Origin of the sequence: Qipengyuania oceanensis, from assembly GCF_009827535.1 — a bacterium.
GTDB lineage: Bacteria > Pseudomonadota > Alphaproteobacteria > Sphingomonadales > Sphingomonadaceae > Qipengyuania_C > Qipengyuania_C oceanensis.
The window spans coordinates 742100-766603 of sequence record NZ_WTYN01000001.1; the positions used below are offsets into that span (position 1 = coordinate 742100).

General features: G+C 65.6%; 28 protein-coding genes. 19 read left to right on the forward strand and 9 right to left on the reverse strand.

Going from position 1 to position 24504, the window contains the following annotated elements; translation table 11 throughout:
- Nucleotides 1–20: 20 nt before the first annotated feature.
- From GRI48_RS03665 to miaB, 7 genes are all read left to right on the forward strand, one after another.
- Nucleotides 21–629, forward strand: a complete 609-nt coding sequence (locus GRI48_RS03665) for a malonic semialdehyde reductase (protein ID WP_160671566.1) — start codon at nt 21–23, stop codon at nt 627–629.
- Nucleotides 630–665: 36 nt separating this feature from the next.
- Nucleotides 666–1286, forward strand: a complete 621-nt coding sequence (gene tsaB, locus GRI48_RS03670) for a tRNA (adenosine(37)-N6)-threonylcarbamoyltransferase complex dimerization subunit type 1 TsaB (protein ID WP_160671569.1) — start codon at nt 666–668, stop codon at nt 1284–1286.
- On the forward strand, nt 1283–1759 hold the full coding sequence (locus GRI48_RS03675; RefSeq protein ID WP_160671572.1) for a GNAT family N-acetyltransferase: 477 nt from the start codon (nt 1283–1285) through the stop codon (nt 1757–1759). Before tsaB ends, GRI48_RS03675 begins: the two co-directional genes overlap by 4 nt.
- A 118-nt stretch (nt 1760–1877) precedes the next feature.
- Nucleotides 1878–2372 (forward strand): Ros/MucR family transcriptional regulator, encoded by a 495-nt coding sequence (locus GRI48_RS03680; RefSeq protein ID WP_160671575.1) that lies wholly within the window; start codon nt 1878–1880, stop codon nt 2370–2372.
- Between the two features lie 94 nt (nt 2373–2466).
- Nucleotides 2467–2889, forward strand: coding sequence for a Fur family transcriptional regulator (locus GRI48_RS03685; protein WP_160671578.1), 423 nt, complete (start codon nt 2467–2469; stop codon nt 2887–2889).
- On the forward strand, nt 2864–3772 hold the full coding sequence (locus tag GRI48_RS03690) for a lysophospholipid acyltransferase family protein (protein ID WP_337190762.1): 909 nt from the start codon (nt 2864–2866) through the stop codon (nt 3770–3772). The genes GRI48_RS03685 and GRI48_RS03690 overlap by 26 nt, the downstream gene beginning before the upstream one ends.
- A 44-nt stretch (nt 3773–3816) precedes the next feature.
- Nucleotides 3817–5160 carry a tRNA (N6-isopentenyl adenosine(37)-C2)-methylthiotransferase MiaB gene (gene miaB / locus GRI48_RS03695; protein WP_160671581.1) on the forward strand — a complete coding sequence of 448 codons (1344 nt, stop codon included), beginning with the start codon at nt 3817–3819 and terminating at the stop codon, nt 5158–5160.
- A gap of 7 nt (nt 5161–5167) precedes the next feature.
- On the opposite strand, the gene GRI48_RS03700 is transcribed toward miaB, so the two are convergent.
- On the reverse strand, nt 5168–5743 hold the full coding sequence (locus GRI48_RS03700; protein ID WP_160671584.1) for a hypothetical protein: 576 nt from the start codon (nt 5741–5743) through the stop codon (nt 5168–5170).
- A gap of 192 nt (nt 5744–5935) precedes the next feature.
- Between GRI48_RS03700 and GRI48_RS03705 the strand changes: the two genes are divergently transcribed.
- From GRI48_RS03705 to GRI48_RS03720, 4 genes are read left to right on the forward strand one after another with little or no spacing between them, the layout of a single operon-like run.
- Nucleotides 5936–6943, forward strand: a complete 1008-nt coding sequence (locus GRI48_RS03705) for a PhoH family protein (RefSeq protein ID WP_160675338.1) — start codon at nt 5936–5938, stop codon at nt 6941–6943.
- A 3-nt stretch (nt 6944–6946) separates the two neighbouring features.
- Complete coding sequence (gene ybeY, locus GRI48_RS03710) at nt 6947–7441, forward strand: rRNA maturation RNase YbeY (protein ID WP_160671587.1); 495 nt, start codon at nt 6947–6949, stop codon at nt 7439–7441.
- Between the two features lie 12 nt (nt 7442–7453).
- On the forward strand, nt 7454–8380 hold the full coding sequence (locus GRI48_RS03715) for a hemolysin family protein (RefSeq protein WP_160671590.1): 927 nt from the start codon (nt 7454–7456) through the stop codon (nt 8378–8380).
- A 60-nt stretch (nt 8381–8440) separates the two neighbouring features.
- Nucleotides 8441–9325, forward strand: coding sequence for a LysR substrate-binding domain-containing protein (locus GRI48_RS03720; protein ID WP_160671594.1), 885 nt, complete (start codon nt 8441–8443; stop codon nt 9323–9325).
- 13 nt (nt 9326–9338) lie between these two features.
- On the opposite strand, the gene GRI48_RS03725 is transcribed toward GRI48_RS03720, so the two are convergent.
- On the reverse strand, nt 9339–9641 hold the full coding sequence (locus tag GRI48_RS03725; RefSeq protein WP_160671597.1) for a PilZ domain-containing protein: 303 nt from the start codon (nt 9639–9641) through the stop codon (nt 9339–9341).
- 160 nt (nt 9642–9801) lie between these two features.
- Nucleotides 9802–10263 carry a peptidylprolyl isomerase gene (locus GRI48_RS03730; RefSeq protein ID WP_160671600.1) on the reverse strand — a complete coding sequence of 154 codons (462 nt, stop codon included), beginning with the start codon at nt 10261–10263 and terminating at the stop codon, nt 9802–9804.
- Between the two features lie 102 nt (nt 10264–10365).
- Here GRI48_RS03730 and mgtE point away from each other — a divergent pair, with 102 nt between their 5' ends.
- From mgtE to GRI48_RS03745, 3 genes are read left to right on the forward strand one after another with little or no spacing between them, the layout of a single operon-like run.
- Nucleotides 10366–11829, forward strand: coding sequence for a magnesium transporter (gene mgtE, locus GRI48_RS03735; protein ID WP_160671603.1), 1464 nt, complete (start codon nt 10366–10368; stop codon nt 11827–11829).
- An 18-nt stretch (nt 11830–11847) separates the two neighbouring features.
- A complete protein-coding gene (locus GRI48_RS03740; RefSeq protein WP_160675341.1) occupies nt 11848–12237 on the forward strand; it encodes a DUF1489 family protein in 390 nt (129 codons plus the stop codon).
- A gap of 52 nt (nt 12238–12289) precedes the next feature.
- On the forward strand, nt 12290–13738 hold the full coding sequence (locus GRI48_RS03745; protein WP_160671606.1) for an FAD-binding oxidoreductase: 1449 nt from the start codon (nt 12290–12292) through the stop codon (nt 13736–13738).
- 85 nt (nt 13739–13823) lie between these two features.
- Here GRI48_RS03745 and GRI48_RS03750 read toward each other — a convergent pair whose 3' ends face one another.
- Genes GRI48_RS03750 through GRI48_RS03760 form a run of 3 tightly spaced genes read right to left on the reverse strand, consistent with a single transcriptional unit; the run spans nt 13824 to nt 16725 of the window.
- Complete coding sequence (locus GRI48_RS03750) at nt 13824–14528, reverse strand: DsbA family oxidoreductase (protein ID WP_160671609.1); 705 nt, start codon at nt 14526–14528, stop codon at nt 13824–13826.
- Nucleotides 14525–15409 carry an NAD(+) diphosphatase gene (gene nudC, locus GRI48_RS03755; protein ID WP_160671612.1) on the reverse strand — a complete coding sequence of 295 codons (885 nt, stop codon included), beginning with the start codon at nt 15407–15409 and terminating at the stop codon, nt 14525–14527. Before nudC ends, GRI48_RS03750 begins: the two co-directional genes overlap by 4 nt.
- Nucleotides 15406–16725 carry a serine hydrolase domain-containing protein gene (locus GRI48_RS03760; protein WP_160671615.1) on the reverse strand — a complete coding sequence of 440 codons (1320 nt, stop codon included), beginning with the start codon at nt 16723–16725 and terminating at the stop codon, nt 15406–15408. The genes nudC and GRI48_RS03760 overlap by 4 nt, the downstream gene beginning before the upstream one ends.
- 100 nt (nt 16726–16825) lie before the next feature.
- Here GRI48_RS03760 and GRI48_RS03765 point away from each other — a divergent pair, with 100 nt between their 5' ends.
- Nucleotides 16826–17047, forward strand: coding sequence for a hypothetical protein (locus GRI48_RS03765; RefSeq protein WP_160671618.1), 222 nt, complete (start codon nt 16826–16828; stop codon nt 17045–17047).
- Here GRI48_RS03765 and GRI48_RS03770 read toward each other — a convergent pair.
- A complete protein-coding gene (locus GRI48_RS03770) occupies nt 17044–18081 on the reverse strand; it encodes an A/G-specific adenine glycosylase (RefSeq protein WP_160671621.1) in 1038 nt (345 codons plus the stop codon). The genes GRI48_RS03765 and GRI48_RS03770 overlap by 4 nt on opposite strands.
- A 29-nt stretch (nt 18082–18110) precedes the next feature.
- On the opposite strand from GRI48_RS03770, the gene GRI48_RS03775 reads away from it, so the two are divergent.
- The 4 genes from GRI48_RS03775 (at nt 18111) to smc (ending at nt 23687) form a co-directional block, all read left to right on the forward strand.
- On the forward strand, nt 18111–18644 hold the full coding sequence (locus tag GRI48_RS03775) for a DUF721 domain-containing protein (RefSeq protein WP_160671624.1): 534 nt from the start codon (nt 18111–18113) through the stop codon (nt 18642–18644).
- A complete protein-coding gene (locus GRI48_RS03780; protein WP_160671627.1) occupies nt 18641–19375 on the forward strand; it encodes a DsbA family protein in 735 nt (244 codons plus the stop codon). Before GRI48_RS03775 ends, GRI48_RS03780 begins: the two co-directional genes overlap by 4 nt.
- Nucleotides 19376–19478: 103 nt before the next feature.
- A complete protein-coding gene (locus tag GRI48_RS03785; RefSeq protein ID WP_160671630.1) occupies nt 19479–20231 on the forward strand; it encodes a thioredoxin domain-containing protein in 753 nt (250 codons plus the stop codon).
- Nucleotides 20232–20258: 27 nt separating this feature from the next.
- The gene (gene smc, locus GRI48_RS03790; protein ID WP_160671633.1) at nt 20259–23687 is read left to right on the forward strand and encodes a chromosome segregation protein SMC; all 3429 of its coding nucleotides are present in this window, start codon (nt 20259–20261) and stop codon (nt 23685–23687) included.
- Between the two features lie 57 nt (nt 23688–23744).
- Here smc and GRI48_RS03795 read toward each other — a convergent pair whose 3' ends face one another.
- Nucleotides 23745–24131, reverse strand: coding sequence for a MerR family transcriptional regulator (locus GRI48_RS03795; RefSeq protein WP_160671636.1), 387 nt, complete (start codon nt 24129–24131; stop codon nt 23745–23747).
- Between the two features lie 4 nt (nt 24132–24135).
- Nucleotides 24136–24432, reverse strand: coding sequence for an integration host factor subunit alpha (locus GRI48_RS03800; RefSeq protein WP_160671638.1), 297 nt, complete (start codon nt 24430–24432; stop codon nt 24136–24138).
- Nucleotides 24433–24504 lie beyond the last annotated feature (72 nt).

Here is a 24504-nt window from a genome sequence, read left to right on the forward strand (position 1 = left end):
CGCACGACTTCGAGGACTCCATGACGACCCAATTCCACGAGAAGACACTCAGCGCCGACGCGCTCGACCAGATCTTTCGCGAGGCGCGCAGCTACAATGGCTGGCTCGCCAAACCCGTCACCGAAGCGCAGATAAGTGCCATCTACGAGCTCATGAAAATGGGCCCGACGTCCGCCAACATGCAGCCCGCCCGTATCGTCTGGGTCAAGAGCGCGGACGCGAAGGACCGGCTCGCTGCCTGCGCGTCGGAAGGCAACCGCGACAAGATCCTGACCGCGCCGGTAACCGCAGTCATCGGCTACGACATCGATTTTCACGAGGAACTGCCCTGGCTGTTCCCGCATACCGATGCCAAGAGCTGGTTCGACGGCGACGAGGAAGGTCGCAAGGAAGGCGCGTTTCGCAATTCGGCGCTGCAAGGCGCCTACCTGATGATCGCGGCGCGCGCGATCGGTCTCGACTGCGGCCCGATGTCGGGCTTCGATGCCAAGAAGGTCGAGCAGGAATTCTTCGGCGACAATCCGTGGCACCGGGTGAATTTCATCTGCTCCATCGGCTATGGCGATCCCACGTCCATTTTCGATCGCAGTCCGCGCCCCGAATTCGACACCTTCAACACGCTCGTCTGACTTGAAGCGCGCCGTCCGCTGAGGCAGGGGCGCATCATGCGCGTGCTCGCCATAGAAACCGCCAGTGAAGCCTGCTCGGTCGCCCTGTTCGACGGTGCGGAATTTCTCGCGGGCAGTCACCGGTTGCTGGGGCGCGGCCATGCCGAAAGGCTGGTCCCGATGATCGCCGACTTGCCTGGCCGGGGCCGCGCCGACCGTATCCTCGTATCGCTCGGCCCGGGCAGCTTCACCGGCGTCCGGATTGGCCTCGCCACCGCCCGGGCTCTCGGCGTCGCGTGGAATGCCGAGGTTCTCGGATACCCGACGCTGGCGCTCGTCGCGGCGATGGCCCGCGGTGCGAGCAGGCAATCCGTTACCGTCTGCGTGAACGGCGGCCACGGACAGTGGTTCGTCCAGAACTTCGACGAAGCGGGAGTTCCTGAGGACGAGGTCGCTTCGCTTGCTCCGGCAGATGCCGCCCGCACGGTCGTGCACGAGTTCATCGCCGGCAACCGTGCCCGGGACCTCGCGGCCCTCGTGCCGGACAATCGACAGGTCCGCGACCTGCAGCCCGATGCCCGCGAAACCCTCGCGCTTGCGGACGCCGTGATGACCAGCGACCTCGCTCCGATCTACGGGCGGGCGCCCGATGCCAAGCCACAGCAGGCCGCGTCATGATCGAGGAACTCGATGCCGTGATGGAGGTCATGGAAACCGCTTTCGATCCGCATTGGGGCGAAGCGTGGAACCGGGCGCAGGTGCTGGGATCGCTGCAGATGCCGCACAGTCACCTGCTGATCGCCGATCCATCCGGCGACCCATGGGCATACCGAAGGGAGCCTGCCGGTTTCCTGCTGTCGCGAAATGCGCCCGGCGAAGAAGAATTGCTGCTGGTCGCCGTCGTCCCCGCCCACCGCGGCAAGCGGATCGGGGCAACGCTCATGGAACGGTTCCGCCAAGACGCACAGGCCCGCGGGGCGGAACGACTGTTTCTGGAAATGCGCGCCAACAATCCGGCCGAAAGACTGTATCGCGCCCAGGGTTACCAGCCGATCGGCAGGCGCAAGGACTACTATCGGCTGGCCGACGGCAGCAGATTGGACGCGATTACTTTCGCTCTCGATCTCGAAACGGATGCGCGTTCCTATTGAACCAATATTTCGACTATTGTGTCGATGGCTTGAAAAATTAGCTCCATTACGGATATAGCCGACTAATCGCAGAATCGAAAAGCCGGGTCGCACTGGCTTCGACTGGAGAAACATAATCATGGAAGCCCCAGAAAACGATATGACCGAAACGCTGATCACGCTGACGTCCGACATTGTCGCCGCACATGTCAGCAACAACAGCGTGGGCGTGGACGATGTCCCTGCCCTCATCCGCAACGTGCACGAAGCGCTTGCCGGGCTTGGCAGCCCCGCGGCTTCCGAAGCGCCGCGGCCCGATCCGGCAGTCTCGGTTCGCAACTCGGTCAAGAAGGATCATCTCGTCTGCCTCGAAGACGGCAAGAAGATGAAGATGCTCAAGCGTCACCTGATGACCGAACACGGCATGACGCCGGCCGAATATCGCCAGCGCTGGGAGCTGCCTTCGGATTATCCGATGGTCGCGCCAGCCTATGCGGAAACCCGCCGGGACCTGGCGAAGAAGATCGGCCTCGGGCGCAAGCCGGGCCAGAAAGTAGCCAAGAAGACGGCGGCTCCCGCGGCGAAGAAAACGGCTGCGACGAAGACTTCCAAGAAAGCACCGGCCAAGAGCTGAGGCTGCGAAGTCTGCGGGTATCGGCCCGAGTTCGCTTGAGAAAGACGCCCCGCCACCCTATGTGGTCGGGGCGTTTTTGCACTGAGGGACCGGCTTGCAGCAGAAAATCGATCTCGAGCAATTGTGTGCGGACAAGGGCCTGCGCATAACGGAACAGCGCCGCGTCATCGCGCAGGTGCTGTCCGATAGCGACGACCATCCCGATGTCGAGCAACTGCATCGCCGGGCGAGCCGGGTCGATCCGAAGATCTCGATCGCTACGGTCTACCGCACGGTGCGCCTGTTCGAAGAGGCCGGGATACTCGACCGACACGATTTCGGAGACGGCCGGGCGCGTTACGAAGCCGCGCCGGAAGCGCATCACGATCACCTGATCGATGTCGAGAGCGGCAAGGTCGTCGAATTCGTCGACCCCGAGCTCGAGGCCCTGCAGCGCCAGATCGCCGAGAAACTCGGCTACCGGCTCGTCGACCATCGTATGGAACTCTACGGTGTCCGGCTCGACCGCGACAACTGAGCGGGCATTGCGCAAGGCCGAGCTGCGGGCTGCCGCTGCGCGCGGCGAAGGCTATCCGATTTCTCCCATTGGCTGGCTGCGGCTTTCCGTCCGTGCGCTTGGCCTGATCCTGGCGCTGATGGTCTGTGTCCCGCTGCATTACCTCTACCGCCTGCTCAAATACGGCTCGCCCTTCCCCAAGCTGTTCCTGTGGCTGGCGACCCGGATCGTCGGCGCGCGCGTTAGACGCCACGGTGTGTACCTGAGGCGCGACGTCTTCTTTGTCGCCAACCACATCTCGTGGGTGGACATCCTCGCGCTGGCGGGTGCCAGTGGAACGGCCTTCGTCGCCAAGCAGGAACTGTCCGAAGTACCCGTCATCGGCTGGCTGTGCCGCCTCAACCGTACCGTTTTCGTCAAGCGCGAGCACCGGATGGGCGTTGCCGAACAGATCAACGACCTGCGCGAGGCACTGGCCGACAACTGGTCGGTCACCGTTTTTCCCGAAGGCACGGTTACCGACGGACAATCGCTGCTGCCGTTCAAGACTTCCATGCTTTCCGTGCTCGAGCCACCTCCGCCCGGAGTGCTCGTCCAGCCGGTAGTCCTCGATTATCGCGAGAATGCGGAGGAGATCGGCTGGGTCGGCGACGAAAGCGGGCTGAACAATGCCAAGCGCTTGCTCGCACGGCGCGGCACTTTCCGGCTCGACATCCATTTCCTCGAGCCGTTCAGTCCCGAGGAGTTTCGTGGCCGCAAGGCGATCGGCAATGAATCGCGTCGGCGGATCGAGGACAAGCTGGTCGAGGTCCTGGGCAAGCCCCTGCGCGAATATCGCTTCCCGTCAGAACCCGTGCGCTACATCCCCAGGCCACAGGCCCAGGCGGACATCCCGATCGAATAGCCACCTTGGCTTGGCAGCGCGCCCGCGCTAATGCGCGCCCTCCGATGAAACCGACCACGCCTCCCAAGACCTACAGGGTCAAGAGCTTCGGCTGCCAGATGAATGTCTATGATGGCGAGCGGATGGCCGAACTGCTCGCCGCGCAGGGCATCGCGCCTGCGCCCGAGGGCGAGGACGCGGACCTGGTCGTCCTCAACACCTGCCACATTCGCGAGAAGGCGGCGGAGAAGGTTTATTCCGACATCGGCCGGATTTCCAAGGCTGGCGCGGCATCCGGCAAGCAGCCGCTGATCGCGGTCGCGGGATGCGTCGCGCAGGCCGAAGGCGAGGAGATCATGGCACGCGCACCGGCGGTATCGATCGTCGTCGGCCCGCAAGCCTATCACCGCCTGCCGGAAATGCTCGACCGGGCGGTGGCCGGCGAGAGTGCGACCGATACCGACATGCCGCCGATCGCCAAGTTCGACGCGCTTCCTGATCGCCGCAAGATCGGCCCGTCCGCTTTCCTCACGATCCAGGAAGGCTGCGACAAGTTCTGCACCTATTGCGTCGTTCCTTATACCCGCGGCGCGGAAATCTCCCGCCCGTTCAGGGACCTGGTGACCGAAGCGCGCAAGCTGGTCGATGCCGGCGCCCGCGAGATCACGCTGCTCGGCCAGAACGTCAGCGCTTGGAGCGGGGAAAACGAGAAGGGTCACCGGATCGGTCTTGCCGGGCTCGTGCGCACGCTTGCCGAAACCGACGGGCTGGCGCGCATCCGCTACACCACCAGCCATCCGGCCGACATGGACGAGGACATCATCGCCGCGCATGGCGACACGCCCAAGCTCATGCCCTATCTCCATCTGCCGGTGCAGAGCGGTTCCGACCGGGTGCTGAAAGCGATGAACCGCAGCCACACTGCCGAAAGCTACCTCGAGCTGCTGGAACGTTTCCGCGCCGCGCGGCCCGACCTCGCGCTTTCGGGCGATTTCATTGTCGGCTTCCCCGGCGAAACCGACGCGGAGTTCGAGGAAACGCTGAGGCTGGTCGACACCGTCGGCTATGCGCAGGCATTCAGCTTCAAATATTCGCCGCGTCCCGGGACTCCGGCTGCGACGATGGACGACCAGATCGCGAAAGAAGTCATGGACGAACGCCTCCAGCGCCTGCAGGCCGCGCTCAATCGCGACCAGTTCGCCTTCAACAAGGCAAGCGTCGGCAGGACCTGCCAGGTCCTCGTCGAGCGGCGCGGAAAGCATCCCGGCCAGTGGCTCGGCAAATCACCGTGGCTGCAATCGGTCTGGTTCGAAGGGGATTACGCGATCGGCGATCTCGTCGACGTCGAACTGGTCGAAGCGGGACCAAACTCGCTCGCCGGCCGAATTCTGCAGCGCGTCGCCGCCTAGTCGGCGCTTAATCGCCTGCCTCCGCGACCGGCTCCGCCATGCGCAGTTCCGGTTCTTCCGCAAGTACCTCGGTTCCCTTCGCATCGGTCATGTCGGCCATCGAGGCATTGCCCGGATAGGCCTTCCCGTCGAACCTGAGCACGGCTCTCCCGTTCGCACCGCCGCCGCCGGCTACGGCGACCGTCAGGTCTTTCCAGCCGTTCGAACTGGTGTCCAGGACCTCGATCGGTGTGCGCGAGACGCTGATGTCACCGACCTTTTCGTACATCGGACCGGCGGGGGTCAGGACCAGGGTGTTGCAGCCGCCGGATCCGCAAAAGAACGGGCCGATCGGATAGACGATCGCCTCGTCCGCCCCGTCGCCGTTCAGGTCTCTCCAGGCGAGCGCGTACTGGATCGCACCTGCATCGGGATATTCCTGCAGCAGATAGCGATTGATATCCTCGTCCCGCGTCGGCGCGGCTCCCTGCGTTTCCGCCGAAGAGGGCGTTGCCGTGGCATCCTCGGCAGCGCCGGGCTCGGGCGCGTCCTGGGAGCAGGCACAAGCTGCGAGGGCGAATAGCGAAACGGCGAGCAAGCGCATGGGTCATGCCTCCTGACTTGAATGGCGGGTGCCATGCTGCGCTTTCGCGGCGGATCTTTCAAGCGCATGACTTTCCACCGTCTTGATGCGGCACCCTCCTTGCCAGCGTCACAATCGCGCCTAGATTCCGAATCGCAACATGAAAGGAATGCATTGGGCAGGAAACCCACCGGCAAGAATACGCAGAGGGCGATGCCTGCCTTCGCGTCCCCGCCCGTCCCGCAGCGTGAAATACGCCGCGCCAAGGCAGAACTGGGTTTCGATGACCAGTCGCTGCTCGTCCCGCTTTTCGGGCAATTCGATGCCAATCTTGTGCAGGTCGAGAATCGGCTCGGCGTGTTCATCTCCGCTCGCGGCGACAAGGTGCAGATCGAAGGCCCCGAAGACAGCGTGGCCCGCGCGCGCGACGTGCTCAAGGCCATGTACGACCGGCTGGCCATGGGCCAGGACCTGGACGCAGGCGCGATCGAATCGCTGATCGCCATGTCCAACGAGCCCACGCTGGAGGGGATCGTGCGCGGCGATGCCGAACATCCGCCGGTGATGATCCGCACGCGCCGCAAGACGATCGTGCCGCGCAGCGCGGGTCAGATCCCCTACATGCGCCAGCTGGCGAAGGACGAGATCATCTTCGCGCTCGGCCCTGCGGGGACCGGCAAGACCTATCTAGCGGTCGCGCAGGCGGTCAGCCAGCTGATCACCGGCAGCGTGCAGCGACTGATCCTGTCGCGCCCGGCGGTGGAAGCGGGCGAGAAGCTGGGCTTCCTGCCCGGCGACATGAAGGACAAGGTCGACCCCTATCTGCGCCCGCTTTACGATGCGCTGTTCGATTGCATGCCGCCAGAACAGGTCGAACGGCGCCTGGCGTCGGGCGAAATCGAGATCGCGCCGATCGCCTTCATGCGCGGACGCACGCTGGCCGATGCCTTCGTCATCCTCGACGAGGCGCAGAACACCACTCGCGAACAGATGAAGATGTTCCTCACCCGCTTCGGACAGAACAGCCGGATGGTGGTGTGCGGCGATCCCAAGCAGGTCGACATACCCGGCGGCGACCGGATGAGCGGGCTGGCAGATGCGGTCTCGCGCCTCGAAGGGGTCGAGGGGATCGCGGTCTCGCGGTTCACGTCTGCCGACGTGGTGCGCCACCCGATCGTGGGGCGCATCGTCGAGGCATACGAGGGCCAGGACGCCGGTTAGCTCTTGCAGCTCGAGATCGACATCGAGGAATGGCCCGGCGACGGTTGGGAACGGCTCGCGGAGCGGGTGGCGGGTGCTGCCTGCTCGGTTGCGCCGGAGCTCGCCAGCGATCGCCTGACCGTGTCGATCCTCTTTACCACCGACGCTGAGGTGCACGAACTCAACCGGCAATGGCGGGACAAGGACAAGCCGACCAACGTGCTGTCCTTTCCCATGCTCGATCGAACCGAATTGCTGGAGCTTGCGCCGGACGGGCCGCCCGAAATGCTCGGCGATCTCGCCCTCGCACACGAGACATGCGCACGCGAGGCGGCCGCCAAGGACATCGCCCTTGCCGATCACGCGGCGCATCTGTTGGTGCACGGATTGCTGCACCTTGCCGGCTACGATCACGAGACGAGCGAGGCGGATGCCGAGAAAATGGAGGCGCTGGAAATAAAGGCGCTTGCGGAACTGGGTATCGGGGACCCATATGGGGACCGCGACTTAGAGGAGTAGCCACCGAGGGCCATGCCCGATCCTGAAACCGCCGGCGGAGAGGCGGAGAGTAGCAGCGGGCTGTGGCTCGCCATCCGCAAATTTTTCGATGCCGATGACGGCGATCGTTCGCTTCGCGCGCAGATCGAGGAAGCGATCGACGAGCACGAGGGCGAGAACGGTTCGCCGTCGGACGCCGCCTCGCCCGACGGCGACCTGTCGCAGGTCGAGCTGCAGATGCTACGCAACCTGCTGCACTTTTCCGAGCACGATGCGGACGATGTCGCGATTCCGCGCGGCGAGATCATAGCGGTCTCCGCAGAGGCGAGCTGGGAAGAGCTGGTCAGGGTGTTTTCCGAACACGGGCATTCGCGCATCCCCGTATATCGCGACACGCTCGACCAGGTGGTCGGCATGATGCACATCAAGGATGTCTTCAGCCATCTGGCGGACGGCACGAAGCCGACTGACTGGACCGCACTGATGCGCCAGCCGATCTTCGTTCCGCAGAGCCGCGGCGCGCTCGACGTGCTGGCCGACATGCGCCTGCAACGCATGCACCTGGCTGTGGTGCTCGACGAGTATTCCGGGACCGACGGGATCATCACGATCGAAGACCTGGTCGAGGAGATCGTCGGCGAGATCGAGGACGAACACGACGACGCGCCCGAAGAATGGATTGCCCCCATCGGCAATGGCATGTGGGATTGCGACGCGCGCGCCGAACTGGACGACGTGGCCGAGAAGGTCGATCCCGCGCTTGCCGAGGTGGAAGAAGCGGTCGACACGCTGGGCGGCCTCGCTTTCGTGCTGGCCGAGCAGATCCCCGAAGTCGGAGCGATGCTGCGGCACCCGAGCGGCTGGACCATCGAAGTGACCGATGGCGACGCGACCCATGTGACGCGCCTGCGCCTTCATCCGCCGGTCGATCAGACCGAAGAGGCGCTCGCAGACGGCTGATATTGTGCAACTGCACAAAAGTGCCTCGACAAGGGGTGAGCGGGTCGCCATCTATCGGCAATGGCGACGCGTCGACTTCCTCCCCTGCGCGCTCTCGAAGCCTTCATGCGCACCGTCAGGCTGGGTTCTGCCCGGGCTGCTGCGGAGGAGCTCGGGCTGAGCCCGTCTGCGCTGTCGCGCCGGATCGGCAATCTCGAAGCCTTCGTCGGCAAGAAGCTTTTCACCCGCGCCCGCCAGTCGATGCAGCTGACCGACGAAGGGCATCATTTCTACGAGGCCGTCGCTCCGCAGTTCGAGGCGCTGGCCCGGGCGGTCGAAGGCCAGTCGGAAAACCTCTCGCTCCTGCGCCTCCGGCTCGGCGTCCTGCCCCTGTTCGGCAGCCAGCGGCTGTTCCCCAAGCTGGCCGAACTGCGCCAGCGCCACCCGCTGCTGCACATCGACATCGATACCGGCCCGCACCTCGAAGGCCGTGTCGGGGACGTGCTCGATGCGGCGATCATCCTGTCGCGCGGGCCCGATACGTCGCTTCACGCAGTCCGGCTCGACGAGAACAAGGTCCACGCGATCGCCAACCGGCCGACCGCCGAGATGCTGGGCAAGACGCCCGACATCGACCGGCTGCGCAAGCAGACCTTCCTCGTCCATAACGAATTGCCGGACAGCTTCGTCGCGTGGAAGCGCGAACTGGGGCTCGACGGCTTGGAGCCTGCCGCCATCGACCACTTCGATTCCGGCCAGCTGATGCTGGAAGCTGCGGCCCAGGGTCTCGGCATCGCCATCATGCACGACGATCACATGCGCCGCGCGGACGACGACCGGCTGACCGACCTCTACGACATCGAGGTCGAGAGCCCGTACAGCTACTGGTTCGTGTGCAAGCCGACGGCGCTGGAAGAGCGGCCGGTGAGGCTGTTTCACGACTGGCTGGTCGGCGCAGGCCTCTAGCAGCCCGGGGTCGTCAGGCAGCTTTCGCCTGTGGCAGTCGCAGCTTGAGATGTTCGTAGATCGTCTCGTGCATGACGCGTTCGAACGCGATCCCCGCCCTGTCATCCTCGATCCAGAGGACGTATCCGGGCATGAATTCGAGCCCTTCCATCTTGACCAGGATGCGGTCGTCCACGCGCAATCCGGTCCCGCGCGCATCGACCATGCAGCCCGCCGCCGACAGGTCTAGCACCTGGACATCCGTCATCCCGCCGCGCGCATTGCGCAGCTTGGCCTGCAACGCCTTGTCTTCGCGGTAGTCGGGAGGCGGGTTCATCGATCAAGCTCCACGCATCGGACATGCCGGATCGCCGGAAATGGCTTTCCGATCTATGCCCGTTAGTGCTTTGCGAAATGCTGCCGGACATGCTTGTGAGCAGATGTCCGGACAGCCCTAATTTCGCGTGAACCCGCCCCTTCGGGGCCGATACCGCCTTTTAGGAAACGGCCGCCTTGACGATCTTACCCGGCTCGCGCGGCGGCTCACCCTTGGGCAGCGCGTCGACGTGTTCCATGCCGCTCTCGACCTGGCCCCAGACGGTGTACTGACCGTCGAGGAAATGCGCGTCGTCGAAGCAGATGAAGAACTGCGAATTGGCGCTGTCGGGAACCTGGGTGCGTGCCATCGAGCAGGTGCCGCGAACATGCGGCTCGCTGTTGAACTCGGCCTTGAGATCCGGCTTGTCGCTGCCGCTCATGCCGGTACCCGTCGGATCGCCGCCCTGCGCCATGAAACCGGGGATCACGCGGTGGAAGACCACGCCATCGTAGAAGCCCTCGCTTGCTAGCGTGGTGATCCGCTCGACATGGCCCGGTGCAAGGTCCGGCCGCAGCTTGATGACCACATCGCCCCCTTCGCCATTGCCGGTGTCGAGGGTGAGCGTAAGTTTGTCGGCCATGCTGGTATATTCTCCTGAAATTCGTGAGCGCCCTACATAGGGGCAGCGCACCATCTCTCAACCCCGCTTGCCTTTTCGCAAGCCGCGCCTAGAGCCGAGCACATGGCGCAGCGGGGCGAAGACGACCTGATCCTGGACGATCCGCCCCTGGCGGAGGATGGCGGCCGTCCCGACGACCGGGTCGATGACGAGCGTCATGACGAGGACAACCGGCTGAAGCCCGAATTCGTGCGGCGCGTGCGCGAAGCGCTCGAAGACGAAGCCGACGACGAGCTGTACGACCTGGTCGAGCCGCTCCACCCGGCCGACGTCGCCGACCTCGTCGAACTGTTCGACGCCGACGAACGCTCCGACTTCGCCGCCGCGGTTCCCGATCTCGTCACTTCCGAGGTGGTCGCCGAACTGAACGACCACGTCCGCGAGGACATGATGGAAGCGCTGCCTGCGGGAGCCGTCGCGGCGATCGTCGAGCAGCTCGAGACCGACGACGCGGTCCAGCTCATCGAGGATCTCGATGCCGACGACCAGCGCGCGATCCTTGCGGAAGTCGAGCCGGAAGACCGGATCGCGATCGAGAGCGCACTCTCCTATCCCGAGGAGACTGCCGGGCGCCTGATGAACCGCGATTTCGTCGCGGTACCCGAACACCTGACGGTCGGCGACCTGATCGACATGCTGCGCGACGACACCGGCCACTGGGGCGACTTGTCGAACGATTTCTGGGAAGTGTTCGTCGTCGATCACAAGCATCACCCGGTCGGTACCTGCCAGCTTTCCTGGATCCTGAGAACGCCGCGCACGATCGCGCTCTCCGACGTGATGAAGCGCGACCAGACCCTGATCCCGGTGACGATGGACCAGGAAGAACTGGGCAACATGTTCCAGAAATACGGCCTCATCAGCGCCGCCGTGGTCGACGACAGCGGCCGACTGGTGGGCCAGATGACGGTCGACGATGTGGTTCACATCATTTCCGAGGAAGCAGGCGAGGACGTCCTGCTCCTTTCGGGTGCGGGCGACGGCGACATCAACGAGCCTATCCGCGAAGCCTATTCCAGCCGCGTGCGCTGGCTGATCGCCAATCTCGGCACGGCCGTGGTGGCGAGCGCGATCATCGCGTTCTTCGGCGCGGCGATCGAACAGCTGGTGGCGCTTGCCGTGCTGATGCCGATCGTCGCCAGCATCGGCGGGAATGCCGGCACCCAGACCATGGCGGTGGCGGTCCGCGCAATCGCGACCAACCAGCTGACGCGCGCGAACACGCGCAAGATCCTGTGGCGCGAGATGCGCGTCGCCATGCTCAACGGGGCAACCGTTGCCGTCCTCATCGGGATCGCGGTCGGCCTGCTGTTCACTCCGATGCTGGGCGCGGTGATCGCGGTCGCGATGGTGGTCAACATCGTCATCGCCGGCCTTGCGGGCGTGCTGGTCCCGGTGATCTTCGAGCGGCTCGACCAGGACCCGGCGGTCGCCTCCTCGGTCTTCGTCACCATGATTACAGATTCGATGGGCTTCTTCGCCTTCCTCGGACTTGCCGTGGCGAGCGGGCTGGTTTCTGCCGGCTGAGTGCCTATGTCTGCGGCCATGCCGCTTCACCTGACCAAGATCGCTTTCGGCGCGCAGAGCTTCGGTGACATCGAGAGCTGGTACGCCCAGCGGCGCAGCCCCAACCTCACCACCCGCTATCGCCCGACCCGCTGGGAGGAATGCATCGGCGGATCGCTGTACTGGATCCACCAGCACAGCATCGTAGCGCGCAGCGAGATCCTGGGCTTCAGCGAAACGGCGGGCGGTCGCTGGTCGATCGATCTCAAGCCCGAACTGGTCCGCGTCTATCCCCGACCCAAGCGCGCGCACCAGGGCTGGAGGTATCTCAAGGGCGAACCGCCCCGCGACCTGGCGGAAGGCGAAGACATCGGCGACGTCCTGCCCGGCAAGCTTGCCGGCAAGCTGGAGCGGCTCGGCTTGATCTGACGGCTCTCGCGCGCTCTAAGGGGCACAGGTCGCGCCTGCACTGGGGGATGTCATGGCATTGAGCGACTTTGGCGGCGAGCTGATCGACGCAGGACACTCCGACTACGACAAGGCCCGCTTCGGCTGGAACGGCATGATCGACCGGAAGCCGGCCTTGATCGCGCGCTGCAAAACTGTCGCGGACGTGCAGGCAGCGGTCCGCCACGCAGGCATGCATGGTCTGACTGCGGTCGCCCGCGGTGGCGGCCATTCGGTTTCCGGAGCGTCGGTGCCGGCAGACGGCATCATGATCGATCTGTCGCCGATGAACACAGTCGAGGTTGATCCCGATGCGCGGATCGCGCGCGTGGGTGGGGGCGCGTTGCTGGGCGATCTCGATGCGGCGACACAGGCGCACGGCCTGGCGGTCACCGCCGGGGTCGAGCCGGAAACCGGTGCAGGCGGCCTGACGCTGGGCGGCGGGATCGGCTTCCTTGCCCGCAAGCTCGGCCTGACGATCGACAATTTGCTTGGCGCGCAGATGGTGCTGGCCGACGGCAGCGTGGTCGAGACGAACGCGCAGAGCCATCCCGACCTGTTCTGGGCGATCCGCGGAGGCGGCGGCCAGTTCGGCATCGTCACCCGGTTCGACTATCGCCTGCATGCCATCGGCCCCGACGTCATGGTCAGCCAGGCGTGGTATCCCGTCGACAAGGCCCACGAGGTGCTGCATTTTCTCGACGAGACCCTGCGCGGCGCGCCGGACGATGTCGCCATGGGCCCGGCGATCCTGAAGGTCCCCCCGGTCGAGCCCTTCCCCGAGGAATGGCACGGACGCCTGGCGATTGCCGCCGTCGGTTGTCATACCGGGGATCCCGATGCCGCGCGCCGGCAACTTCAGCCGAGCCTCGAGCTCGGCGGGATGATCTTCGGCTTCGTCGACAGCCAACCCTATGTCGAGTTCCAGAAGACCTTCGGTGGCGCGAGTCCCAAGGGCGGCCGCTATTACTGGAAATCGATCTTCGTCGAGTCGATGACCGACGAACTGATCGACACGCTGGTAACGGGCGCGAATGCCGTCCCCGGGGAATACACGCAGATCTTCATGGAAGGGCTCGGCGGCGCGATCGCGCGCGTAGGCGTCACCGAGACTGCATTTTCCAATCGCACTGCGCGCTGGAACCTCGGCATTTCGGCCGGCTGGACGGATCCCGCGATGGACGAGGAAATCATCGCGAAGACCCGGCACTTCGCAGAACGGCTGGGCCGGTTTTCCGACGGAACCGTGTACCTGAACTATCTCGACCGGGACGATGGCGCGCGCACGAAGGCAGGCTTCGGTCCCAATTACGAACGGCTGATGCAGGTGAAGGCGCAGTACGATCCGGACAATGTCTTCGGCGGTCCGCTCGGCGGGGCCGGCCAGGCCGCAGCGCCAGCTAGGCCGCAGCGGCGGCGATGTGAACAAGACTGTCGGCACCCGGGCCGAACTCATCCGCGCGACCGATCCGGAGGATACTGAGCGTGCCCTCGGGTCCGACAATCCGGCGCAGGACGCCGAGAAGGGCCCGAAGACCCAGGCTGCGATCCAGTCCGATCGCAGTTGATCAGGCGGCGGCGGGAAACCTGTCCGCCACGCGGCGCAAGGCATTGGCATAGGTTTCCGGCTCCTGCGCCCCAGGAATGAGGAACTTGCCCTCGACCAGCATTGCCGGAACGCCCGTCACGTTCATGTCCCAGGCGGCGCGTTCTTCCGCGCGGACCCGCTCGCCGAGCTGATCGTCGTCGAGCGCGCGCTCAGCGGCTCCACGCACTAGGCCGTGCTCCTCCGCGATATCGAGCAGCACGCCGCGGTCACCGACATCGCGGCGGCGATTGAAATGCGCCTCGAACAGCGCGAGCTTCAGCTCGGTCTGCTTTTGGGCACCGTAGCTGTCGAGCGCGTGGGCGAGCAGCTTGTGCGCCAGGAAAGTGTTGCGCATCATCGCGGGCGGCGCGGGCTCTTCGCCCCGATACTCCATGCTCACCCCGGCCTTGTCCGCTATCGCCTTCATCTGGCCGCGGATCGCCGCGCCTTCTTCAGCACTGCGGCGGTACTTGCGCTGGATATGCGCGGCCTGCTCCTCCCCTTCGGGCGGCATGTCGGGATTGAGCTCGAACGGTCGCCAGCGAATGTCGGCCTCTATCTCGCCGTCGAGCAGGGCGAGGCCTTTCTGCAGCTGGCCGTAGCCGATAAGGCACCACGGACACATCACGTCCGACCAGATATCGATCGTCAGCTTGCGAGGAGCGTCTTGTTTCGTCTCGGTCATTTATCGAGCCACCATGTAACGAGGTGATGCGCAATCGCGAAACTGCGCGGAAAAATCAGGTCGGGGGTGCCATCGTCGCCGGCCGCGCGGGCTTCCTCCAGTTCGGCACGCGTGAACCAGCGCGCGTCCTCCAGCTCGGTTTCATCGAGCGTGATCTCCGGATCGTCGGTGTAGGAATGGCATCCGATCATGAGCTGGCTGGGGAACGGCCACGGCTGGCTGGCGACGTAGGTGACATCGCGCACGCGCACGCCAGCTTCCTCGTGGATTTCGCGCGCCACGGCTTCCTCGATGCTTTCCCCCGGCTCGACGAAACCGGCCAGCGCGGAGAACATGCGCGGCGGGAAACGCGGCTGGCGCCCGAGCAGCAGGCGATCATCGTGTTCGACCAGCATTATCGTCACCGGATCGGTGCGCGGGAAATGGTTCGCGCCGCAGCTTCTGCAATCGCGTTGCCAGCCGCCCTTGGCGATCTTCGTGGTCGATCCGCAACGGGCGCAGAAGCGATGTCGGGCGTGCCAATCCACCAGGCTGCGTGCGCCGCCGTACAAGGCGAGCTGGCCCGGCTCTAGCAGCTGCATCGCGCGCCAGATCGCCGGATTGGCATAGGCCGGCCCGGTGGCACCCTGCGCGGGCACCGCCGCGAAGCAGGCCTTCCCGTCGGGATCCATGCCCAGGAAGCACAGCTCTGCATCCGGGTCGCAATCCGCGAGCGTGCCCCAGACGAGCGCACCCAGGTCGTCGAACACCGGCTCCAGCCCGTCGAGCGCGAGCAACCGCGCACGGAAGTTCATCTGTCCGGCAAGCGCATTCTCGTCGACGCGGATGTGATCCGCCCGGTCGATCGGCGAACCGGTGAACGCGACAGGCGGGCGGCTCACGCCCCGGCCATCGCCATGATGTCCTTTGCCACCGCCTCGGGGAAGGCCGAGTGGATCGGATAGGCGTCCGACGGCATGTATTGCGTGAACAGCGAAGCGCGCAGGCCACGCCGCATGTCGACCGCGGCCACTGTCCCGGCCGCACCGCCCCAGCCGTACTGGCCCTTCTGGTCGCCCTCGATCCCGACCCTACCGCCGGCGCCGAAGCCCTGCCCTTGCGCGAAGGTCCCGGCAGTCTTGACGCCTTCCGGCAAGAGGTTGGATGTGCCGACGCGAACCGCCAGTTCGCCCATCACACGCTTGCCGTCGATCACACCGTAGCCGAGCAACATGCGCAGGAAGCGGTCGTAATCGCGCGGACTGGATACGAGGCCCGAACCGCCATAAGGCATCGACGGCGTGTCGAGGTAGATCGAGGTGCGCGCCGGATCGATCGGCAGCAAGGCACCGCCCATCGCGCCGTAATTGGTCGTCAGACGGCTGGCCGCATTCTTCGGCACGGTGAAGAAGGTGCTGGTCATCCCCGCCGGCTTGAAGATGGCGTTGTCGAGGAACGTGTCGAATTTCTGGCCGGCTGCGAGTTCGATCACCCGGCCGAGAAGGTCGAGCCCGACCGAATAGCTCCAGTGCGTGCCCGGCTGATAGACCAGCGGCAGTTCGGCCAGCCGGTCGGCGAATTCCGCCAGGCCCCTGGCGTTGGTGGCGGCATTCCCGAAGCCCGGAATCGGAAGTTTGGAAACCTGTCCCGCGCCCAGCCCGGCCTTGGCATAGGCATCGCGGATCGGACCTTTCTGGATGATCCCGTAGCCGAGCCCGGCGGTATGGGTCATCAGGTGGCGCACGGTGATCTGGCGCTCTGCCGGAACGAGATCGGTCAGCGATCCGTCATAGGTCTTCTGCACCTTCATGTTGGCGAACTTGGGCAGAAAATCGGCAATCGGCTGGTCGAGACCGAGCTTGCCCTGGTCGATCAGCATCATCGCGGCCATGCCGGTGATCGGCTTGGTCATCGAGTAGACCCGGTACAGCGAATCGATGTCCGCCATGACCGGTTGACCGATGGTGAGCGGCCCTTCTGCGATGACGGTCGGCGCACGCTGGCCCATGCCCACGACCGCGACCATGTTGGCCAGCTTGCCGGTATCGACGTAGCTGTCGATCAGCGCCCGCACGTTCTTCCACTGCACTGCGCTGTCACGCGCAAACGCACCGCCGAACGGCAGGGCCGACATTGCAGCGCCCGCCCCCAGCATCGCGCTTCCGCGCAGCAGGGCACGGCGGGAAAATGCAGTCTCATCGAAGTCGCGGTAGGCCATGAAGTATCCTCGTTCCCGTAATTTGCGCGCATCAATGCGACATGCACGATGAACGGTCAATTGCCTTGCAAATCGCAACTGTCATGCTCATATAACACACATGCTGAACGTCATTTCGATCATCCTCGGCCTGCTCTCGCTGGTCATCGTCATTCCCGCGACAATTCCGCTCCTCGGCTGGGCCAACTGGATCGCGCTCCCGATCATCGTGATCGGCGCGGTCATCGGCCAGATGTCGAGCAGCAATTCGGGCAGGAACCTGTGCCTCGTGGTGATGGTTATCGCGGCGATCCGCCTCAGCATCGGCGGCGGCGTGATCTAGCGCTCGGCCAGCGCCAGCCGCGCAGCCTTTGCAAACAGCGTCGGCAAACCGGCCTCGTCCAGATCCTCGAGCGGCCACCACCGGCCCGTGCCGTCGGGCATCGCCTCGCCGTCGATGGCGACCACCGACAGTTCCAGCGCGAAATGCGTGAACGTGTGCCGCACGATGCCGAGCGGGGTCTGTGCCGCGTCCATCGGGGCGCTGCCCGAACCGTCGCCGCCGGCATGCCAGCCATCATCCGGTAGCGCGCGCATCCCGCCGAGCATCCCCGTGCCCTGCCGCGTGACCAGCCACACCCGGCCTTCCCGCTCGATCCACCAGGCGGTGCCGGACCGCACAGGCTTGGCTTTCCGGGGTGCCTTCACCGGCAGGCTCGCCGGATTCCCGGTCTTGCGGCCTTCGCAAGAATGGGACAGCGGGCACAACAGGCACTTCGGATCGCGGGAGGTGCAGACGGACGATCCCAGATCCATCATCGCCTGCGCGAAGTCTCCGGCGCGTTCGTCGGGCGTGATGCGGTCGGCCGCCTCTCGGATCGCCTTGCGCGCCCCGGGCAGCGGCTCGTCTATCGCGAACAGTCGCGCCACCACCCGCTCGACATTGGCATCGACCACGACTGCGCGCCGTCCGAAGGCGATCGCCGCGATCGCGGCCGCGGTATAGGCGCCCAAGCCGGGCAGTTTTCGCAACTCGTCCTCGGTGTCCGGAAATGTCCCGCCCCGTTCGGCAACGGCGCGGGCGCAGGCATGAAGGTTGCGCGCCCGCGAATAGTAGCCGAGGCCGGCCCAGGCAGCCATGACTTCGCTTTCCTCCGCAGCGGCGAGCGCGCCGACGTCGGGCCAGATGTCCAGGAACCTGGCGAAATACGGTTTCACTGCTGCGACCGTCGTCTGCTGCAGCATCACCTCGGACAACCACACCCAGTAGGGTGCGGGCGCGGGCATCCCCGGCGGGCTACGCCAGGGCAAGGTGCGTGCATGGCGGTCGTACCAGCCGAGCAGCGTGGATGCGATCGTCTCGGTGCTGGCGGTCATGGCGCGCCTATGGCATGGGCTGCAGCGCAATGGAACGGGACGATCGGAAGTCGAAGGGCAAGCGGAGCAAGCCCCGCGAATACCACCGCCCGCGTGGCGGTTCGGCCAAGCCGATCGCCGACCTGATGCCGCAGATCGGGCGAACGGCTTTCCGCCGGTTCGGCTTCGTCCAGTCCTCGGTCGTCACACGCTGGCCGGAAATCGTCGGTGAAACGCATGCCAAGGTCTGCGTGCCTGAGGCGATCCGCTTCCCCCCGGGCGAAAAGGCCGACGGGATCCTGCAACTGGTGGTCAAGCCTGCACACGCGCCGCTGATCCAGCACGTCATCCCCGAGATCATGGAGCGGGTGAACCGGTTCTTCGGCTACAAGGCGGTAGCACGGGTCAAGCTGCGGCAAGGTGAGGTTAAGCCCCTCTATGCTGAACAGCGCGCGAGTGCGCCGCCCTCGCTCAAGCCGATCCCGATGGAACTGGGTGACAGCTTGCGCGACATCGGCGATCCGGAATTGCGCACCGTGCTCGAATCGCTGGCACGGAGCCTGGGTGGGAAAAACGAGACATGACACGATTTACGGGCAAGGTTCTGGCGGCGGCGACTTCCGCACTGGCGCTGGCCTTCGCGGTGCCTGCGCAGGCGCAGCTCAGCAACGGCAACACCAGCGGACAGGGCAGCGCCACGGTCGTCGAACTGGGCGGTGCGCATTTCGTGGGCAATCCGGAAGCCGAGCTGACCCTGACCGAATACGTCAGCTACACCTGTCCGCATTGCGCGCATTTCGCCACCGACGGTGATGCGGCGCTCAAGCTCGCCTACATTCCTTCGGGCAAGCTAAGGGTCGAATACCAGACTTTCCTGCGCAACCCGGTCGACGTGGCCGCCTCGCTCCTCGCCCGGTGCGGGGATTCCTGGCGTTTCCCGGCGAACCATCACGCGCTGATGTTCAACCAGCCCGAATGGCTGGGCAAGGCGCAGAAGGCGATGCCTTCTCAGACGCAGCGCTGGGGCACCGGGCCGATGTCCGACCGCATGCGCGCGATTGCCGGCGACCTCGGATTGTACGCCATCATGGAAGCGCAAGGCTATCAGCGGACCGAGCTCGACCAGTGCCTCGCCGACGAGGCAGCGATCGGTGTCTTCGTCGCGCAAACACAGGCGGCTATCGAGAACGGCGTCACCGGCACCCCCAGCTTTGCCCTCAATGGCGAGCTGCTGGTGGACGTCCATGCATGGCAGCCGCTCCAGCCGCTGCTCGACACGGCGCTGGGTGTCGGCACGGTGACCGAGACGCCCTGATTGCACCGTCCGGGCAATTCTGTTCAAAAAATTGGCTCTCGCCTTCAGTCGCCCGCTCTGCTGGGCTAGCTTCATCCGTAAATCCAGGAGGAATGTCCCGAGCATGGTCCGTTTCAGCAAATCCGTAGCCGCAGCTATCACTCTCCCGCTGGCTCTCGGCCTCGCAGCGTGTGGCGATACCGCCGACGACGCCACCGTTGCCGAAAGCGCACCGGTCGAGAACGTCGCCGCGCCCGCCGGCACCAGCTGGAGCGAAACCGTCGCGACGACGGATCGCGGCGGCTATCTCGTCGGCAACCCCGATGCTCCGATCAAGCTGGTCGAATACGGCTCGCTGACCTGCCCGGGTTGCGCCGGTTTCTCGCAGCAGGCTTCCGAGCCGCTGATGAACGAATACGTCGATTCCGGCCGGGTGAGCTTCGAATTCCGCAGCTTCCTCATCCACGGCCCGCTCGACCTCGTGCTGACCCGGCTGATCGGATGTGGCCCGAAGGAAAGCGCGGTTCCGCTGGCTGACCAGATCTGGGCCAACCTGCCCGCTATCCAGCAGCGCGCCTATGCCGACCAGGCAAGCCTCGAACGGGCGCTTCTCCTGCCGGAAGACAAGCGTTTCGTGGCTTTCGCGGAAGTGGCGGGCGTCTACGATTTCTTCGCGGCGCGCGGCATCAGCCGGGACCAGGCCGCGACCTGCCTCGCCGATTTCGGCGAGATGAAGCGACTGGCCGATTTCTCCCAGAGCTACGCCAACGACGACAAGATCGCCGGTACGCCGACTTTTCTGCTCAATGGCACCCAGCTGACCGAAACGTCGTGGGAATCGGTCGAGGCAGCGTTGCAACGGGCCGGAGCCCGGTAATGATGGCGTCGGGGGGCTAGCGCAGCGATGCAGATCAGGCGGCTCAAGCTCAGCGGTTTCAAGAGCTTCGTCGAGCCTGCCGAACTGCGTATTGAGCCCGGCCTGACCGGAGTCGTCGGCCCCAATGGGTGCGGCAAGTCCAACCTTCTCGAAGCGATCCGCTGGGTCATGGGCGAGAATTCGCCCAAGTCCATGCGCTCGGGCGGGATGGAGGACGTGATTTTCGCCGGCACCGCCCAGCGTCCGCCGCGCGACTTTGCCGAAGTCGTATTGCACGCGACCGACGACAGCGGCGAGGACATGGAAGTGACCCGCCGGATCGAGCGCGGCGCGGGCAGCGCCTACCGCGTCAACGGCAAGGACGTGCGCGCCAAGGACGTCGCGCTCGCCTTTGCCGACGCGGCGACCGGGGCGCACTCCCCCGCCCTCGTCAGCCAGGGAAAGATCGCGCAGGTGATCGCGGCCAAGCCGACGGAACGCCGGCAGATGCTCGAGGAAGCGGCCGGTATCGCCGGCCTCCACGTTCGCAGGCGTGATGCCGAGAGCAAGCTCAGGAGCACCGAGAAGAATCTCGAGCGGCTCGAGGACATCATGTCGGGCCTCGACACGCAGATGGCCTCGCTCAAGCGGCAGGCCAGGCAGGCCGAACGCTATAAGACACTGTCCGAACAGATCCGCATTGCCGAAGCGCGGCTGCTCTATGCTCGCTGGCGCGACGCTGCCGCAGCGGCGGAAAAAGCGCGCACCGATGCCGAAGCTGCCGACCGCGCAGTCGCTGACGCCAAGGCGGCAGCCGACGAGGCGCAGAAGGTGCAGCACGGTGCAGCGGCCCGGCTTGCCGAAGCGCGCGACGAATTGGCCGACCGTCGCGACGATGCAAGCGCGCATGGCCACCGGATGGCTTCGCTCACCAGCCAGCTCGAGGCGGCCGAGCAGCGCGTCGCCGATCTCGACCGGCAGACGCAGCGGCTGACCGAGGATCGCGGCGAAGCCGACCGGCTGACGCAGGAAGCGGCAAGGCGGCTGGCCGAACTGGAGAAGGCGATCCGGGCGGGCGCCTCTACCCTGGAAGCCGACGAGGCGCGACGCCCCGAACTCGCCCGTGCCCTCGAAGCGGCCGAGCGCGCCGGCCGGGCAGCGGAGCTCGCGCTCGCCAAGGCCACTGCCGACCATGCCGGCGTGGAGGCCGAATGGCGCGTCGCCGAAAGCGAAGTGACGCAGGCGCAGAACCGGCTCGCGCGGCTGGAGGACGACCAGCAGCGTTTTGCGGCGCAGCGCGAGACTCTGACCGAGGGGGACGACCCGGAAAAGGCAGTCGATACCGCGAAAGAGGCGGCGGACGCTGCAGCCGAGCTGCTGAAGGCGAAGCGCGGCGAACTCGAAGCGCTGCAGGCTAGGAAGCAGGAGCTGCAGGTCGAACGCGACGAGGCAGGCAGCGCGCTGGCGTCGGCTCGCGCGGAACTGGCCGGTATAGAGCGCGAATACCAGGCGCTCGCCCGCGACAAGGCGGCGCGCGAGAAGCAGGCTTCGGGCAAGAGCGGGATGCCGCAAGCGCTCGACCGGCTCGGTGCGGAACCCGGGTACGAGCGCGCGCTCGCCGCGGTCCTCGGACGCGACGGCAAGGCACTGGTCGGCCAGCCGCAGGGCGGTGCGGACGGACGTTACTGGACGGGGCGAGCGGCCCCGGCGAAGGTCGCCGACAGCCTCGCCGATCACGTGAAGACCTGCCCCGACGAGTTGCGTGCACGCCTCAGCCTAGTCCACGTGGCCGAGGCGGACGATGGCCGCGAGCTGCCGCCCGGAGAATGGCTGGTGACCCGCGACGGCGCGCTGCGCCGCTGGGACGGTTTCGTCGCACGCGGTGAAGGCGCTGCGGAAGCCGCACGGCTCGAAGCGGAAAACCGCCTCGCCGATCTCGAAGGCAGGCTCCCTGCCCTGCGTGCAGCAAGCGAGGCGGCACAAGCCCGCCAGTCGCAGGCCCAGGAAGCTCTCGGGCAAGTTCAGCGAGACCTCGTCGCTGCAGACCGGGCACTGGCCGATGCCGCCAACGAGGAACGAGCTGCCCTCCGCGCGCTCGACCAGGCCGAAGCCGCCCGCGAACGCATCGCCGGCCGGCTGGAGGAACTGGCCCGGAACGAGCGCGAGGTTGCCGAACAGCTCGACAGCGTGCGTGCCGAACTTTCCTCCGCCGAGAACCGCCGCAAGGAACTACCCGATCCGGCGAGCGGGCGTGCCGCACTCGAAGCCGCTCAGGCCCGGAACGAGGCTTCGCGCAGCGCCGTCCAGGCCGCTGCCGCGGACCTTGCCGCACACGACCAGGCGCTTGCCGTCTCGCGAGAACGCAGCGCCGCCCAGCGGGCCGAGAAATCGAGTTGGGAAGCGCGCTCGGGCGAAGCGGCGACCCGGCTCTCGGACATGGCGACCCGCCTGGAGGAGATCGAGCAGGAGCGCGCGATCTTTGCCGCCAAGCCTGCCGGGCTGATCCGCGAAATCGAGCAGGGCGACGCGACCCGCGCCCGACTCGGCGAGGAGCTGGCCAGGGCAGAAGCCGCGGTTGCCGAAGCGCAGGCGGCGGCACAGAGCGCAGACACCGCGCTGGCCCAGGCCAACGAAGCGCTCGCGACAGCGCGCGAAGCGCGCGGCAGCCTCTCGGCCCGCGCGGAAAGCGAGGAGAATCGCCGCAGCGAAATGGCGCGCATCTCGGGCGAACGTTTCCAGTGCCCGCCCCCGATGCTGGCGACCGGTTTCGACTTCGATCCGGATGCGGTGAAGGCCTCGGCCCAGGAATCCGAGGAAATGGACCGGCTGACGGCCAGTCGAGAACGGCTCGGCCCCGTCAATCTCGTCGCCTCCGACGAGCTCGAGCGGATCGAGCAGGAACACGGCGCGAGCGCTGCCGAACAGGCTGAACTGGCCGAGGCGGTCAGCCGCCTGCGCGGATCGATCGGCAATCTGAACCGCGAGGGACGCGAGCGCTTGCGCGAGGCTTTCGAGCAGGTCGACCAGCATTTCCAGCGTCTTTTCACCCGCCTGTTCGAGGGCGGGCAGGCGCACCTGGCGTTGATCGATTCCGACGATCCGCTGGAAGCGGGGCTCGAAATCTACGCGCAGCCGCCGGGCAAACGCCTCCAGTCGCTGACGCTGCTTTCGGGCGGCGAGCAGGCCCTGACCGCAATTGCACTTATCTTCGGACTGTTCCTGACCAACCCCGCACCGATCTGCGTGCTCGACGAGGTCGATGCGCCGCTCGACGATGCCAATATCGATCGCTTCTGCGACCTGCTGGACGCCATGGTGAAGGAAACCGACACCCGCTACCTTATCGTCACACACAATGCTGTGACGATGAGCCGGATGCACCGCCTGTTCGGTGTCACGATGATCGAAAAGGGCATCAGCCGCTTGGTCAGCGTGGACCTCGGCCAGGCGGAGGAACTGCTCGAAGCGGCGGAGTAGGGACGCCTGGCAAGCGTTCCTGAGCCGTGACGGAATAATGTCGGTCGGAGACCTGTCCTAGTTGGTCAGCGCCTCGGCCAGCCTGGCCCGAACAGCTTTCAGACCGGACAGGATCGCAGGATCGAGTTCTATCTTCTGGCCGTCGGCGGGACCGGGCTCACCGACGCTGCCGGGACTGGCAGGAGCCGGTGCGGCGGCGAGCGCGGCGCGAGCACCCTTGAGCGTATAGCCCTCGCGGTTGACGAGCCGGTCGATCCGCTGGACCAGTGCGACGTCGTCCGGACGGTAGTACCGCCGGCCGCCGCTGCGTTTGAGCGGTTCGAGCATCGGAAACTGCTGTTCCCAGTAGCGCAGCACATGCGTCTTGATGCCAAGCGCCTCGCTCACTTCCCCGATGGTGCGCAAGGCACCTGCGTCCTTGCCGTCGTCAAACAGCGTTTCCATAGCCCTAGCCGTTGGCGACCTTATCCTTGAGGAGCTGGCTGGCGCGGAAGGTCATCACCCGCCGCGGGGTGATCGGAACCTCCACCCCCGTTTTGGGATTGCGGCCGATCCGTTCCTTCTTGTCGCGCAGCACGAAACTGCCGAAACCGGATATCTTGACGTTCTCGCCATTTCGCATCGCTTCGCACATATGACGAAGGATGGTCTCGATCGCATCGAGCGACTCTGCCCTTGAAAGGCCCATCTTGCGATTGATCGCTTCTGCGAGATCTGCGCGAGTCAGCGTGCCCACCGAACGCATTTCGGCTCTCCCTACCCAATCGCGACCCGTGCGAAGTAATTGAGCTGTATGGGAATATTACCGGGAGGGCAA

What these genes read in the sequence shown, in the direction of transcription:
- GRI48_RS03665 (WP_160671566.1), top strand. Translation starts at nt 21, where the DNA reads ATGACGACCCAATTCCACGAGAAGACACTCAGCGCCGACGCGCTCGAC.
- tsaB (WP_160671569.1), top strand. Translation starts at nt 666, where the DNA reads ATGCGCGTGCTCGCCATAGAAACCGCCAGTGAAGCCTGCTCGGTCGCC.
- GRI48_RS03675 (WP_160671572.1), top strand. Translation starts at nt 1,283, where the DNA reads ATGATCGAGGAACTCGATGCCGTGATGGAGGTCATGGAAACCGCTTTC.
- GRI48_RS03680 (WP_160671575.1), top strand. Translation starts at nt 1,878, where the DNA reads ATGGAAGCCCCAGAAAACGATATGACCGAAACGCTGATCACGCTGACG.
- miaB (WP_160671581.1), top strand. Translation starts at nt 3,817, where the DNA reads ATGAAACCGACCACGCCTCCCAAGACCTACAGGGTCAAGAGCTTCGGC.
- GRI48_RS03700 (WP_160671584.1), bottom strand. Translation starts at nt 5,743, where the DNA reads ATGCGCTTGCTCGCCGTTTCGCTATTCGCCCTCGCAGCTTGTGCCTGC.
- GRI48_RS03705 (WP_160675338.1), top strand. Translation starts at nt 5,936, where the DNA reads ATGCCTGCCTTCGCGTCCCCGCCCGTCCCGCAGCGTGAAATACGCCGC.
- GRI48_RS03715 (WP_160671590.1), top strand. Translation starts at nt 7,454, where the DNA reads ATGCCCGATCCTGAAACCGCCGGCGGAGAGGCGGAGAGTAGCAGCGGG.
- GRI48_RS03720 (WP_160671594.1), top strand. Translation starts at nt 8,441, where the DNA reads ATGGCGACGCGTCGACTTCCTCCCCTGCGCGCTCTCGAAGCCTTCATG.
- GRI48_RS03725 (WP_160671597.1), bottom strand. Translation starts at nt 9,641, where the DNA reads ATGAACCCGCCTCCCGACTACCGCGAAGACAAGGCGTTGCAGGCCAAG.
- GRI48_RS03730 (WP_160671600.1), bottom strand. Translation starts at nt 10,263, where the DNA reads ATGGCCGACAAACTTACGCTCACCCTCGACACCGGCAATGGCGAAGGG.
- mgtE (WP_160671603.1), top strand. Translation starts at nt 10,366, where the DNA reads ATGGCGCAGCGGGGCGAAGACGACCTGATCCTGGACGATCCGCCCCTG.
- GRI48_RS03740 (WP_160675341.1), top strand. Translation starts at nt 11,848, where the DNA reads ATGCCGCTTCACCTGACCAAGATCGCTTTCGGCGCGCAGAGCTTCGGT.
- GRI48_RS03745 (WP_160671606.1), top strand. Translation starts at nt 12,290, where the DNA reads ATGGCATTGAGCGACTTTGGCGGCGAGCTGATCGACGCAGGACACTCC.
- GRI48_RS03750 (WP_160671609.1), bottom strand. Translation starts at nt 14,528, where the DNA reads ATGACCGAGACGAAACAAGACGCTCCTCGCAAGCTGACGATCGATATC.
- GRI48_RS03760 (WP_160671615.1), bottom strand. Translation starts at nt 16,725, where the DNA reads ATGGCCTACCGCGACTTCGATGAGACTGCATTTTCCCGCCGTGCCCTG.
- GRI48_RS03765 (WP_160671618.1), top strand. Translation starts at nt 16,826, where the DNA reads ATGCTGAACGTCATTTCGATCATCCTCGGCCTGCTCTCGCTGGTCATC.
- GRI48_RS03770 (WP_160671621.1), bottom strand. Translation starts at nt 18,081, where the DNA reads ATGACCGCCAGCACCGAGACGATCGCATCCACGCTGCTCGGCTGGTAC.
- GRI48_RS03775 (WP_160671624.1), top strand. Translation starts at nt 18,111, where the DNA reads ATGGAACGGGACGATCGGAAGTCGAAGGGCAAGCGGAGCAAGCCCCGC.
- GRI48_RS03780 (WP_160671627.1), top strand. Translation starts at nt 18,641, where the DNA reads ATGACACGATTTACGGGCAAGGTTCTGGCGGCGGCGACTTCCGCACTG.
- GRI48_RS03785 (WP_160671630.1), top strand. Translation starts at nt 19,479, where the DNA reads ATGGTCCGTTTCAGCAAATCCGTAGCCGCAGCTATCACTCTCCCGCTG.
- smc (WP_160671633.1), top strand. Translation starts at nt 20,259, where the DNA reads ATGCAGATCAGGCGGCTCAAGCTCAGCGGTTTCAAGAGCTTCGTCGAG.
- GRI48_RS03795 (WP_160671636.1), bottom strand. Translation starts at nt 24,131, where the DNA reads ATGGAAACGCTGTTTGACGACGGCAAGGACGCAGGTGCCTTGCGCACC.
- GRI48_RS03800 (WP_160671638.1), bottom strand. Translation starts at nt 24,432, where the DNA reads ATGCGTTCGGTGGGCACGCTGACTCGCGCAGATCTCGCAGAAGCGATC.